At 76.6% G+C, this 12,547-nt stretch carries 10 protein-coding genes and 1 pseudogene; 5 read left to right on the top strand and 6 right to left on the bottom strand.

All coding sequences use genetic code 11. From position 1 onward, the window contains the following. Positions 1 to 16 precede the first annotated feature (16 nt). Positions 17 to 3,394: a sacsin N-terminal ATP-binding-like domain-containing protein gene (locus CXR04_RS21390; RefSeq protein ID WP_442802392.1), complete on the bottom strand. Its 3,378-nt coding sequence runs from the start codon at positions 3,392 to 3,394 to the stop codon at positions 17 to 19. A 182-nt stretch (positions 3,395 to 3,576) separates the two neighbouring features. On the opposite strand from CXR04_RS21390, the gene CXR04_RS21385 reads away from it, so the two are divergent. The 3 genes and pseudogenes from CXR04_RS21385 to CXR04_RS21375 all read left to right on the top strand — a co-directional run bounded on the left by CXR04_RS21385 (position 3,577) and on the right by CXR04_RS21375 (position 6,589). Beyond that, positions 3,577 to 4,818 (top strand): hypothetical protein, encoded by a 1,242-nt coding sequence (locus CXR04_RS21385; RefSeq protein WP_101423935.1) that lies wholly within the window; start codon positions 3,577 to 3,579, stop codon positions 4,816 to 4,818. 159 nt (positions 4,819 to 4,977) lie between these two features. Next, positions 4,978 to 5,706, top strand: a pseudogene (locus CXR04_RS36690) (2-oxoglutarate and iron-dependent oxygenase domain-containing protein); the annotation flags it as partial. A gap of 292 nt (positions 5,707 to 5,998) precedes the next feature. Next, a complete protein-coding gene (locus CXR04_RS21375; RefSeq protein WP_101426512.1) occupies positions 5,999 to 6,589 on the top strand; it encodes an HAD family hydrolase in 591 nt (196 codons plus the stop codon). 76 nt (positions 6,590 to 6,665) lie between these two features. Here CXR04_RS21375 and CXR04_RS21370 read toward each other — a convergent pair whose 3' ends face one another. Next, entirely contained in the window at positions 6,666 to 6,905 is a 240-nt protein-coding gene (locus tag CXR04_RS21370) for a hypothetical protein (protein ID WP_047016368.1), read from the bottom strand. Positions 6,906 to 7,075: 170 nt separating this feature from the next. Here CXR04_RS21370 and CXR04_RS36685 point away from each other — a divergent pair, with 170 nt between their 5' ends. Further along, entirely contained in the window at positions 7,076 to 7,459 is a 384-nt protein-coding gene (locus CXR04_RS36685) for a cold-shock protein (RefSeq protein WP_027755166.1), read from the top strand. A 48-nt stretch (positions 7,460 to 7,507) separates the two neighbouring features. Here CXR04_RS36685 and CXR04_RS21360 read toward each other — a convergent pair whose 3' ends face one another. The 4 genes from CXR04_RS21360 to CXR04_RS21345 form a co-directional block, all read right to left on the bottom strand. Next, the gene (locus CXR04_RS21360) at positions 7,508 to 8,380 is read right to left on the bottom strand and encodes a 1,4-dihydroxy-6-naphthoate synthase (RefSeq protein WP_101423934.1); all 873 of its coding nucleotides are present in this window, start codon (positions 8,378 to 8,380) and stop codon (positions 7,508 to 7,510) included. After that, positions 8,377 to 9,153, bottom strand: coding sequence for a futalosine hydrolase (locus tag CXR04_RS21355; RefSeq protein WP_442802468.1), 777 nt, complete (start codon positions 9,151 to 9,153; stop codon positions 8,377 to 8,379). The genes CXR04_RS21360 and CXR04_RS21355 overlap by 4 nt, the downstream gene beginning before the upstream one ends. 166 nt (positions 9,154 to 9,319) lie before the next feature. Next, positions 9,320 to 9,844, bottom strand: coding sequence for a hypothetical protein (locus CXR04_RS21350; protein ID WP_101423933.1), 525 nt, complete (start codon positions 9,842 to 9,844; stop codon positions 9,320 to 9,322). 26 nt (positions 9,845 to 9,870) lie between these two features. Beyond that, positions 9,871 to 11,298: an MFS transporter gene (locus tag CXR04_RS21345; RefSeq protein ID WP_442802391.1), complete on the bottom strand. Its 1,428-nt coding sequence runs from the start codon at positions 11,296 to 11,298 to the stop codon at positions 9,871 to 9,873. A 269-nt stretch (positions 11,299 to 11,567) separates the two neighbouring features. Here CXR04_RS21345 and CXR04_RS21340 point away from each other — a divergent pair, with 269 nt between their 5' ends. Then, on the top strand, positions 11,568 to 12,467 hold the full coding sequence (locus tag CXR04_RS21340) for a DUF3027 domain-containing protein (protein WP_442802467.1): 900 nt from the start codon (positions 11,568 to 11,570) through the stop codon (positions 12,465 to 12,467). Positions 12,468 to 12,547: the final 80 nt, after the last annotated feature.

Genomic DNA, 12,547 nt, shown 5'->3' with positions numbered 1-12,547 from the left:
CTGGGGCCGCCCCTCCTCAGTCGAACCAGCGGGCCTCCGCCAGCTCCCGCGTCCGCGTCGGGTCCTCCAGCAGCGCCGCCGCCTCGAACCGCCGCTGCCACTGCCCGGTGGCCCACGCCAGACCGGCCGCCAGGCCCTCCATCGTCGCCGCGTGGACGGTGCCGTCCGGGGTGCGGCGCCAGTCGAGTTCGGTGCCGCCGGCGGTCAGTTGCCCGTGTTCCTCGTACGTCGCCGGGGTGTCCGGGCCCAGCAGGTCCCGTACGGGCCGCGGGACCTCGCGGGTCTCGCCCGCCGTCTCCACCCGGGCCTCGTACGCCTCACTCAGCCGCCGGACCTGGAGCAGTTCCCCCAGCGCCGCCGCCTCCCCCGGGGCGACCGGGAGCAGCGGGTGGGCGGTGGCCAGGGGCACCAGGTCGGGGGCGTCCGCGACGAGGGCCTCGCCGGCCGGCACCACCTCGGTGGCGCCGTCGCGGACCGCGCGGAGGTCGTCCGGGAGGGTGACGTCTGCGGGGTCGAGGCCGGCGAGGAGGGTGTACAGGGCGTGGAGTTGCCCCGGGGTGACGTCGTGGTCGGGGTCCGCGAGGCGGGCGAGGAGTTCCGCGGCGCCGCCCGGTTCGTCGAGGAGCGCGGCGGCGGAGGTGCGTACGCCCAGGGCGCGCAGGACCTGTTCGTCGCCGACGGCGGAGGCGTCGGCCGGTTCGTACAGCCCGGCGAGCAGCGGGTCGCCGCCCGCGGCGCGCAGGCCGGCGGGCGGGCGGCCGTCGAGTACGGGGTTGCCGCGCAGCCACCAGGCGGTGTACGGGCGTACGGGATACGCCTCGCCGTTCGGCAGCAGCACGCGCGCCGAGCGCGTCAGCGCCTCGCGCAGCGGCGGGCGGGACAGCAGCGCGAGGGCCTGCGGCCAGTGCGCGTCGTCCACGAGGTCCAGGTCCCGTACGCCCACCAGCTCGGTGAGCACCGGCGGCACCGGGGTCTCGGGGAGCTGGTCGAGGACGTCCTCGCACCACACGTCGACCGCGTCGAGCAGCCCGGCGTCGTCGGCTTCGGGGTAGGGGGTGTCGCGGGGCTCCAGCTCGTCGGGGTCGAGGACGACGTCCTCGGCGCGTACGAGCACGAAGTCGGCCTGCACCCCGACCGCCGTCAACGGCTCCTCCCCCCACCGCTCGACCAGGTCGGCGGCGCAGTACGCCAGCTCACCCGGTCGGATGACGGCGGCGAACGGGCTGCCGGGGTAGACGAGTTCCCCGGCGGGGGCGGGGTCGCCGTCCTCGTCGGGCAGCGCGAGGGCGGCCAGCCACGGTTCGTCGCCCGGCGCCAGGTGCGCGTCGCGGACCAGTCCGAGGACGATGTCCGCCAGCTCCTCCGGATCCGGCGCGCCCTGCTCGGGCCCCTCGTCGAACCACACCTCCCCCGCGTCCAGCGACCCCGCCACCGCTGCCCGCACCTGCGGCGTCGTCAGCACGGCGCGGGGCGTGGCGGGCACGGCGCCGAGCTGCTCCAGCACGGGGTGCGCGGCGACCGGGTCGGCGACGCGCAGCCCGAGCCGGGCGAGGCGGGCCGGCCGCCCGCCGGTGCCGCCGTCGCCCCAGTCGCCGCCGGCCGGCAGCAGCACCTGCCGCGGGCCGGCGACGACGCGGCCGTCGGCGAGCGGCACCGGCAGGCCGCCCAGCTCCTCGGGGTCGGTGCCGGCGAGGGAGCCGTAGAGGCCGTGCCACCAGGCGGCGGGGCGCTCCACGCCGGCCAGCCGCTCGACGAGTTCACCGAGCGGCATGCGGGAGACGCCGAGGGTGCGCAGCTCGCCGCGGCGCTCCAGACCGGCGGGCAGCAGGTGCGGGAAGACGTCGCCGAGCCGGTGCACGGTCTCGGCGCCCGCGCCCTCGGCGACGAGCGCGTCGCGGGGGCGCAGCGGCTGCGGCTTGGCGCCCTCCTCGGGCGCGGCCGGGGGCAGGAACGCGACGCCGGGCAGGAGCCGCAGGATACCGGCGCGCAGGGCGCCGTCCAGCTCGCCGCGGCCGAGGGGTCCTGGGACGAGGTCGATGGTGCCGGGGGTCAGCGGGGCCCAGTCGGCGAGGAGTTCGGCGTAGGCGTCGGCGGCGCGGGCGACGAGGAAGTCGGTGAGCGGTCCCGGGGCGAGGTGGCGGCGGGTGGGTTCCAGGGGGAAGGAGGCGATGAGCAGGGCGGGGACGCCGAGGGGTTCGTCGGTGGGGGTGGGGGCGTGGAGCACGGGGGCGGTGGCGGGCGCGGCGGGGGCGCCGTCGGGGTCCACGGGGACGGCCCAGGTGACGCTCCAGGTGGGGCGGAGGCGTTCCTCCACGGGGCGGTCGGCGAGGAGGTGGGGGTCGAGGCGGCCCGCGGCGGTGCGGGTGCGGTAGCGGGTGGCGGCGGGGGGTTCGGCCTGGGAGCGGGGGTGCCGGTCCGTACGACGGGTGTCCTCGACGACCGTGTACGGGCCGTCTTCGCGGCGGCGCAGCGTGCGTACGCCCTCGGGGGTCTCCACGACGACCTCGGCGAGGCCGGGCAGGGCGAGCAGCAGCGCGTCGTCGATGCCGCCGAGCAGCCGGCGGGCCAGGGCGGCGGCGGCCTCGTCGCGCAGCGGGAGGCGGACGGCGGTGTCGTACCCCTCGGGTACGGCCGGGGCGTCGGCCGCCGCGAGGGGCAGGGGGAGGCGGAGCAGGGGGACGTGGCCGTCGCGGCGGGCGGCTTCCCCGGCGAGGGCGGGGTTGCGCTCGGCGGTCGTACGGACCAGCTCCCGCGCCTCCGCCAGTGACCACCGCACGCGGGCGCCGCCGCGGGAGGCGACCGCGGGCGCGTCGCTGACGGCCAGCACGGCGGAGAACCCCACCCCGAACCGCCCGACGGCCTCCTCGGTGTCCTCCCCGCGCTTGGCGGAGGCCCGCAGCGTCGACAACGACTCGACTCCGGCGGCGTCGAGGGGCGCTCCGGTGTTGGCGACGGTCAGCACCCATTCCTGGCCGGGGGCCGACGCCACCGCCGGCCCGCCGCCGGCGGCGGGTTCGGCTGCGGCACCTGCGGAACCGGACGCGCTCGGCTCGTCATCGCCGCCGGCGGCGTGCGCAGCACTGCCGCCGGCGCCCTCGTCAACCGGCCGCGCTCCTCCGGCGTCTTCGACCGGCCCGCCGGGACCGCCTCCGGAGGCGGCCTCCGTCAGCGTCAACCTCAGTCGGCCCGCCGCGCCTGCGCGCGCTGCCGCGTCCGCCGCGTTCTGCGCCAGCTCGACCACCAGGCGGTCGCGGTAGCCGCCGAGCGCCAGGTCCTCCTCCGCGTTGGCGTCCTCCCGGAAGCGCGCGGCCGAGGCCGCCCAGGCGTCGAGCGCCGCGGTACGCAGCCGGGCGGTGGGGTCTGCCACGGGGTCCAGGGGGTCCACGGGGTCCACTGAGGCTCCTTGTCGCGGGAGGTGCCGGTCCGCCGCAGCGTATTCGGTCCCCCGCCGCGTACGCGCGCCGCACCGGCCGCCGCGGCCGCCCGGGCCCCTGGGGCGGCGTGCGCGGGGGCGAGGGGGCGGCCGTGCGCGCGGTACGGTCGACAGGTCAACAGCGCACGGCCGTAGGGGATTCGGTGGGCATCGAGAGCGACCAGCTCGTATACGACTACCTGAGCCGCGTCGGCGACATCGCGCAGCAGCGTGCCCTGCCCTCCGGGCAGCGCATGCGGCTGGTCAACGAACTGCGGGCCAGCATCGACAAGGTGCGCGCCGCCGAGGGCGCGCACAGCGTGTCCGCGGTGAAGCAGGTGCTCGCCCGGTTCGGCAGTCCCGGCGACATCGTCGAGGCCGCCAAGCGGGACCCCGCCTCCGCGGTGCCGGAGGTCGCGGTGCAGCCCGGGGAGCCGCCGGGCGGTGGCGGCGGGTTGACGTCGCGGCTGCCGCGGCCGCGGGTCGGCGGGTCGGAGCGGTGGCTGGGGCGGCTGCCCCGGCCGCGTACCGGCGGCGGCGAGGCGGGCGGCAGGGCGGGCGCCCGGGAGCCGAAGCCGCCCGCGCCCGAGGTGCCCCACCCCGCACCCGAGGACTTCACCCCGCCTGCCCAGCCGCCGCCCACCGCCGCCGCCCCGCCGCACCTCGCCGGCGAGGACGAACTCGACCCCGCGCACGGCGACCCCGACTGGTGGCGCGTGGAGCCCGCGCCGTTCGCCGGCCCGATGCCCGGCGCCGGCAGCGGCGCCGACAACGTGCCGGGGTTCACCGGCGGCATCGAACTCCCCGAGCTGTTCCAGCCGCCGGACCAGCAGGACGGCGACGAGGACGGGAAAGGTGCGCAGAAGGGCGGCGGCACGGGCGCCATGGGCCGGGCCGCCCGCGCCGCCAAGGCCGCCAAGGCGGCGAACGCCGCGCGCGCGGCCCGCGCCGCCAAGGCCAAGCAGGCCCGGCGGGAGGCCGCGGAGGCGGAGGAAGAGGAGGCGTACGAGGACGAGGAGCCCTCGCCCCCGAACCCGCGCGGCGCCGCCACCCGCGAACTCCTGCGCAGCGCCGGGCTGCTGGAGGTGCTGGCGATGGGCGCGCTGCTGGGGGGCGCCGCGCTCGACCAGTGGATGGCGTCGGTCGTCGGCTGGGCCCTGGTGTACACCTCGCGGCGGCTGTCGATGACGGAGAAGAAGTGGGCCGCGCTCGGGGTGCCGGGCACGGTGGGCGCCGCCGGGCTGGTGTGGCTGTGGGGGCGGAGTCAGGAGCGGTGGGGCGAGCCGCTGAAGGAGGGGACGCTGGGGCAGGAGTTCTCGGACATGCTGCCCACGCTGGTCCGGTTCGCGGCGGTCGCCTCGACGCTGTTCCTGCTGTGGCGGGCGCGCCGGCGGCTGCGGCAGTAGGGCCGGGTACGGAACGGACGGGACGCCCGCGGGCGTAGGACCGCGGGTGTGGGCCGCGTACGGCCGCCATCGGCCCTCGTACGGTACGCCCGCCGGTCCGCTGTACGGCGCCGTCCCCCGCCGCCACTATGGCCACCACCCCGCAGAGAGGGCAGCCGCATGAGCAACTCCCCCATCGACCTGGTCGACCTCGAAGCGTGGCGCTCCGGCGGCCCGGAGGAGCGGCGGCGGACCCTCGCCCGGCTCGACGCGTCCCTGCGCGACACCGGGTTCGTGATGGTCTCGGGCCACGGCGTGGACCCCAGCCTGCGCGCGGCGGTCAGGGAAGCCGCCGGTACCGCCTTCGACCTGCCCCCCGCGGTCAAGGACGGCTACCGCAACGTGGGCAACGGCGGCTGGACAGGACCCGGCGGGATATCCGCGGGCGCCATCCAGGACGCGGCGAGCCCGCCGGACCTGGTGGAGCTGTGGAGCTTCTACCCGCACCACCCGGGGGTGTGGCCGGCCGAGGTGCCCGCGCTGCGCGAGCCGGTCGACGAGTATCTGCGCCAGATGCGGCGCCTGTCGCTCGAACTGCTGGGCCTCCTCGCCGCCGCGCTCGGCGAACCGGCCGGCTTCCTCACCCGCCACGACACCGACGCGGCCTGGCAGTGCACTCTCAACTGGTACGGGAGCAGGGAGCACACCGGCGCGCCCCGGCCGGGGCAGTTCCGCCTCGGCGCGCACCAGGACTGGGACTTCATGGCCGTACTCGACCGCCAGCAGGGGCTCGGCTGCCTCCAGGTCCGCACGGACCCGTCGGATGCCGCGGCTGCGGAGGACGGCTGGGAGGACGCCCCGTACCACCCCGAGGCCGACGCCCTGACCGTCAACATCGGCGAGCTGGGCGCCATGTGGAGCGACGGGCGCTGGCGGGCGGGCTGGCACCGCGTGCTGCCCCCGCCCGCGGACGCGCCCGCGGAGCAGCTCACGTCGCTGGTCTGGTTCTACAACCCCGGCCCTGCCACCCCCATGCCGCCGGCCGCCGCCGCGCGGGGGAGAGCGCCGCGACCGTGGGCGCGTTCCTCGACGAACGGCTGCAGGCCATCCTCCTGTCCTGACCGGAATCGGCGGCAGGCAGAATCGAGGGGTGCGTACTCCCTCCCCGCCGCCGTCTTTCACGGTCGGCTTCGACCTGGACATGACCCTCATCGACTCCCGGCCCGGGATCAAGGCGGTGTACGAGGCGCTCGTCACCGAGACCGGCGTGTACGTCGACACCGACCTCGTGACCTCCCGCCTCGGCCCGCCGGTGGAGAGCGAGCTGGCCAACTGGTTCCCCGCCGACCGCGTGGCCGCCCTCGGCGACCGCTACCGCGCCCTCTACCCCGACCACGGCATCGCCCCCACCACCGCCCTGCCCGGTGCCGCCGCGGCCATCGCGGCGGTGCAGGCGGCGGGCGGCAGGGCGCTCGTGGTCACCGCCAAGAGCCGGCCGCTGGCGAAGCTGCACGTCGACCACCTGGGCCTGGCCCCGGACGCCGTGGTCGGCGGGCTGTGGGCGGACGCGAAGGCGGAGGCCCTGACGGAGTACGGGGCGTCGGCGTACGTCGGCGACCACGTCGGGGACGTCGCGGGGGCGCGGGCGGCGCGGGTGCTGTCGGTGGCGGTGGCCACCGGACCGTGCCCGGAGGCGGAGCTGCGGGCGGCGGGGGCGGATGTCGTGCTGCCGGACCTGACGGCGTTCCCGGGGTGGCTGGCGGAGCACCGGACGGGGGCGGCGCGCGGCTGAGGCGCCCGTACGCGACGGGCCGCGCGCCTCTGCGCCGCCGGGGCCGTCCACGGCGCTGCGTCCTGGCGGCGCCGCGCTACGGCGCCGCCTGCCGGGCCTCGCGCCTGGACGCCGACGCGGAGCGGAAGAGCCCGGCCAGCGCCAGCCCGAAGCCGACGCCCATCAGCATGGACACGAGATAGGCGGCTGTCGGCAGCGGGTCCGTCCCGATGAAGAACGGGACGAAAGTGACGAAGGTGCCGAGTGCGCCGACGAGGAAGACGATCGCCCCGGCGCGTACGAGGAGATCCCCGGGGCGGGAGGTTCCGGTGTTCACGCAACCAGGGTAGGCGGCGCGCCCGGCGGCCGGATTGTGCGCTGAGGAAGCACCCGGCGACATCTTGTCACCACGCGGGGGACCATTAGCCTTGAGGTGGCGGGTCACTGGACCCGCCCTCCTGCTCTTTCACGGCAGCGAGTACGAAAACGAAGACAGGGCGACGACACGTGCCTACCGGCAAAGTCAAGTGGTTCAACAGCGAGAAGGGCTTCGGCTTCCTCTCCCGCGACGACGGCGGTGACGTCTTCGTGCACTCGTCGGTGCTGCCGGACGGAGTGGAGACGCTCCGGCCGGGTCAGCGCGTCGAGTTCGGCGTGGTGGCCGGGCAGCGCGGCGACCAGGCGCTGTCCGTAACGCTGCTGGACCCCACCCCGTCGGTCGCGGCCGCGCAGCGGCGCAAGCCGGACGAGCTGGCGTCGATCGTGCAGGATCTGACGACGCTGCTGGAGAGCGTGACGCAGCAGCTCGAACGCGGCAGGTACCCGGACAAGACACACGGCCGCAAGATCGCCGGGATGCTCCGGGCCGTCGCCGATCAGTTGGACGTCTGAGGGGGCGGCGGGAACGGACGCGCCGGCGCCTTCGGCCCGTGGCGGCCGCTACGGGAACGCCAGCGCGTCCGGGGCGACGGGCGGCACCAGGCCCTCCGCCGCCGCCCGGGTGAGCAGACCGCGCACGGCCGCGTAGCCGTCCCCGCCGAGGTCGGCGGTGAACTCGTTGACGTACAGGCCGATGTGCTGGTCCGCCACGGCGGGGTCCATCTCCTGCGCGTGCTCCATCACGTAGGCCCTTGATGCCTCCGGGTCGTCCCACGCCATCCGTACCGAGGTGCGGGTCGCGGCCGCGAGCGCGTGCAGCGTTTCGGCGCCGAGGGCGCGGCGGGCGACGATGGCGCCGAGGGGGATGGGCAGGCCGGTGGTGGCCTCCCAGTGCTCGCCCATGTCGGCGAGGCAGTGGAGGCCGTAACCCTGATAGGTGAAGCGGGCCTCGTGAATCACGAGCCCGGCGTCGACCTTGCCGTCGCGGACGGCGGGCATGATCTCGTGGAACGGCATGACGACGACCTCGCCGACCCCGCCCGGCACTTCCGCCGCGGCCCAGAGCCGGAAGAGCAGGTAGGCCGTCGACCGCTCGCTGGGCACGGCGACGGTGCGGCCGGCGAGGTCGGCGGGGCGCTGCGCGCCGGCGGTGAGCACCAGGGGCCCGCAGGCCCGGCCGAGGGCGCCGCCGCAGGGGAGGAGGGCGTAGCGGTCGAGGACATAGGGGAGGACCGCGTAGGAGACCTTGAGCACGTCGAGCTCGCCGCGTTCCGCCATGCCGTTGGTGAGGTGGATGTCGGCGAAGGTGACGTCGAGGGGCGGGGCGCCGGGGACGAGGCCGTGGGCCCAGGCGTGGAAGACGAAGGTGTCGTTGGGGCAGGGGGAGTAGGCGATCCGGAGCAGCCGGCCGCTCGGGGTGCTCGGCGAGGTCATCGGGGCTCCTCTCCGTCGGGTGGGGCGGGGTCGGTGGCGGGTGCGGTGGCCGCGTCGTCGGCGTCGGCGGCGGCGGGCGCGGCGGTCGGATCCGCGGCCGGCGCGTCGTCCGCGGCGAGGTCGGGGCGGGACGCGAGGTCGGGTACGGCGGCGAAGTCGGGGAGTTCGCCGAAGTCGGGGAGGGCCGCGAAGGCGGCCGTGAGGGCTTTCAGCGCGTCCGGGATGCGCCAGGCGGCGCGGTCGCGGGGGCCCACGGCGTTGGACACCGCGCGGATCTCCAGGACCGGGACGCCGTGCCGGGCGGCGGCCTCGGCGACGCCGAAGCCCTCCATCGCCTCGGCCGCGGCGCGCGGATGGCGGCGGCGCAGCTCGGCGGTGCGCTCGGCGGAGCCGGTGACGGTGGACACGGTCAGCACGGTACCCAGCACCGCGCCGGCCGCCTCCGCCGCGGCCCGCGCCGCGGCCGGCGGCGGACGGTGCGCGACGGCGCCGAAGCCCAGCTCGGTGACCGGCACGAACCCGTCCGGCGTCTCCGCCCCCAGGTCCGCGGCGACGATCTCGTCCGCCACGACCACCCCGCCCACGGGCGCGACGCCCGCGAAGCCGCCGCCGATGCCGGCGGCGATGACGAGGTCGTACGGAACGGGCGCCGCGGCCAGCGCGGTGGCGGCCCCCGCGGCTGCGGCAGCGGGCCCCACGCCGCCGATCACGACGTCGTACCCCCGCCCGCCCCGCTCGACGGCCTCCCCCTCGGCGGCAACGGCCACGACCACCAACACCCGCGCACCGGCCCCGGACACACCCCCGGACACCGCGTCTCCGTCCGGCACCACACCACTCCCACGCACCCGCCCAAGGGTAGGCCGCCCCGCCGACAAGTCGCGTCCGCCGCCGGGTGTCCCCGCGCCGCCGTCGCCGGGCATCACCGCCACCGGGCCGTCAGTACTGCTTCCGCTTCAGGTCGAAGCTCCACGCGCCCTTGTAGTTGCCCTTGTCGTCGATCTCCACGATCCCGACCTTCGCCTTGTCGCTCTGCACCGGCGGCTGCCCCGGCTCCGACTGCGCGTTGAAGAACTGGTCCCCGCTGAACGTCACATACGTGTGCTTGCTCGGCTGCGACGTCACCAGCCGGCCGTCCACGAACAGCACCCACCCGTTGTCCGCGATCTCCGGCTCCACGCCGATCCTGACCCGGTCGCCGCTGTCCACCGTGATCGACTTCTCCGCGCGCTCCGAGATGCAGGACTCCAGCTCCTCGTTGGCGATGTCCTTGCCGTCGTCGTAGCACTGCGCCTCCGCGCTCGCCGTCCGGTCGTCCACCGTGATCTGCGCCAGCGGCGTCGGCTTCTCGCACGCGGACAGGGCGAAGGCGGAGAGGACGACGGCACCGAGCGCCGCCGCGCCGCGGCGGCTGCGGAGGCCGCGGGCACGGGAGAACACGGTGGTGGCGGGCGCTGTGGTCATGCGGGCAGGCTACCTGCCGGCCCCGGTCAGGCCACGCGCGGGTGCGGCGTGCCGTGCCGGGCCGCGGTGAGCAGCCCTCGTACGGTCGCGGCCAGCCCGGCGGCGACGACGGCCGCGCCCGCGGCCATGCCGCCGACCCCGTTCAGCGGCAGCAGGATGCCGATCGCGCCGCCCACGACCCACGACAACTGGATCACCGTCTCGGAGCGCGCGAACGCCGACGTACGCACGTACTCCGGTACGTCCCGCTGGATCAGCGCGTCCAGCGACAGCTTCGCCAGCGACTGCGCGAACCCCGCCATCGCCGCGACGCAGATCAGCAGCGGCAGCGAGTAGAAGACCGCCGCCAGCACCGTCGTCGTCAGGGCGAGCGTCAGCAGCACGGCGATCAGCTTCTCCGGCCCGCGCGAGCGCAGCCAGGAGCCGATGACCGAGCCCAGCGCGTTGCCCGTGCCGGCGGCGACCGCCGCCATGCCGAGCGCCAGCTCCGGCCGCAGGCCGCCCGGCGGGTTGTCGCGCAGCAGGAACGCCAGGAAGAGCGTCATCAGCCCCGACAGCACCCGCAGCGCGGAGTTGGCCTGGAGCGCGTACAGCACCGAGGGGCCTACGGAGCGCAGCCCCGGCTTCGGCGTCGTCCGCAGCCGGCCCTCCTCGCCCGACGCCAACTGCGCCTTGCCCTCGCCGCGCGCCGAGTCCACCGCCGGCGGCATCCGGAACGCCAGGAAGACGCCGAAGCCGAAGATGACCATCGCCCCGTACAGCGGGAAGCCGGGGCCGATGAAGTGCAGCAGCCCGCCGACCGGTGCGGCGATGCCGGTGGCGAGGAGGCCGGCGAGCGTCACCCGGCTGTTGGCCTTCACCAGGGAGATGCGCCGCGGCAGCAGCCGCGGCACGACGGCCGAGCGCACCACCCCGTACGACTTGGAGCACACCAGCACCCCGAGCGCCGCCGGATACAGGCTCAGGTCGCCCGTCTGCACCGCCCCCGACAGCACCAGCGCCAGTACCAGCCGCGCGAACATCGTGCCGGCCATCGCGGCGCGGCGGCCGTGCGGGATCCGGTCCAGCAGCGGGCCGACGACGGGGGCGAGCACGGCGAACGGCGCCATCGTTATGGCCAGGTAGAGCGCGACCCGGCCGCGGGCCTCGTCCGTGGGCACGGAGAAGAACACCGTCGACGCCAGCGCGATGGTGATCATCATGTCCCCGGCGGCGTTGACCATGTGCAGCTCCATCAGCCGCCCGAGGCCCGACTCCCCCGCGCCCTGCGCGTCCGTGGCCCGGCGGATCCGCCGGCCCGCGCCGACCACCGGCCGCCGCACGGCACGCCCGACCGCCCGGCCCGCCTGCTGCAGCGGGCCGGCCGCGGGTGCCGTCCGGTCTTCGACCACCTCGCCATAGTGCCCGCATGCGGGACCGTAGGGCGAGAACCCCGCGGGGGCGCATGCGGTCATCCGGGGTGCCGCGGGTGGTCCGTACGGGGCACGGGGCAGGCCGGCGGGGGGGCGTAGGGGCGCGGCGGGGGCCCGTGGTAGGCAGTGGGCGTACGGTCCCGGCGCTGCGCCAGGTAGGGTGAACGACGCGCCTCTGAGTGTGTCGTGAGGATACGAGCGTTGACGCGGCCCCCTGTCCGCTCCCTCGGCTCCCGCGTCCGCCCGGCCGTCCGTACCGAAAGACTGTGAGCCAGATGAGCCCTGCGAACAGCCCCGCCAAGACGACCGCCGTGCGCGGCGCCGCGGTGCGCAGCCGCGTCACCCCCGACCAGCAGTGCGCCGACGCCGTCGACCTCGCCCGTGCGGCGGCCGAGGAGGCCGCGGGCGCGGAGCAGATCGGCGGGCACATCGGCGTCACCGCCGACGACACGCGCGTGGTGACCCACCTCTTCGAGTGCCGGCTGCCCGGCTACCGAGGCTGGCGCTGGGCGGTGACCGTCGCGCGGGCGTCCCGCGCGCGGACGGTCACGCTTGACGAAACGGTGCTGCTGCCAGGCCCTGACGCGCTGCTGGCGCCGGAGTGGGTGCCGTGGAACGAGCGGCTGCGCCCCGGCGACCTGGGTCCCGGCGACCTGCTGCCGACGGAGGCCGAGGACCTGCGGCTGGAGCCGGGCCTCGCGGTCGGCGACGAGGAGCTGGAGCCGGCCGAGCCGGCCGAGGCCGCAGCCGCCGAGGCCGCAGCCGCGGAGGGCGTCGGCGAGGCCGGCGCGGGTGCCGCGGAGGGCACCGGGGGCACGGAGGCCGGTCCGGCCGCCGCGGCGGCGCCCGGCGGCGTACCGCGGCGCGCGGAGATCGGCGCCGTCGCCGACGAACTGGGCATGACCCGCCACCGCGTGCTCTCCCGCTACGGCCTGCACAGCGCCGCGGACCGCTGGGAGGACGAGTACGGCCCCAAGACGCCGATGGCGCAGGCCGCGCCCGCGTCCTGCGTGAGCTGCGGCTTCCTCATGCCGATCGCGGGCTCCCTGCGCCGCGCCTTCGGCGTCTGCGCCAACGAGTACTCCCCGGCGGACGGCCACGTGGTCTCCCTCGCGTACGGCTGCGGCGGCCACTCGGAGGCGGCGGTGATGCCGAAGCCCATCGAGCCGGCACCGCCGGTGCTGGACACGATGGGCGCGGACCCCACGTAGCCCGCGCCGCTACGGTCACCGCCTCCCCGCCGGAGGCGGTGCCGCGCACCGCCACCCCGGCTCCGTCCGGTGCCGTACGT

Origin of the sequence: Streptomyces sp. CMB-StM0423, from assembly GCF_002847285.1 — a bacterium.
Lineage (GTDB): Bacteria > Actinomycetota > Actinomycetes > Streptomycetales > Streptomycetaceae > Streptomyces.
The sequence above is the reverse complement of the archived record's forward strand: the minus strand, read 5'-3'. Positions and strand labels throughout refer to the sequence as shown.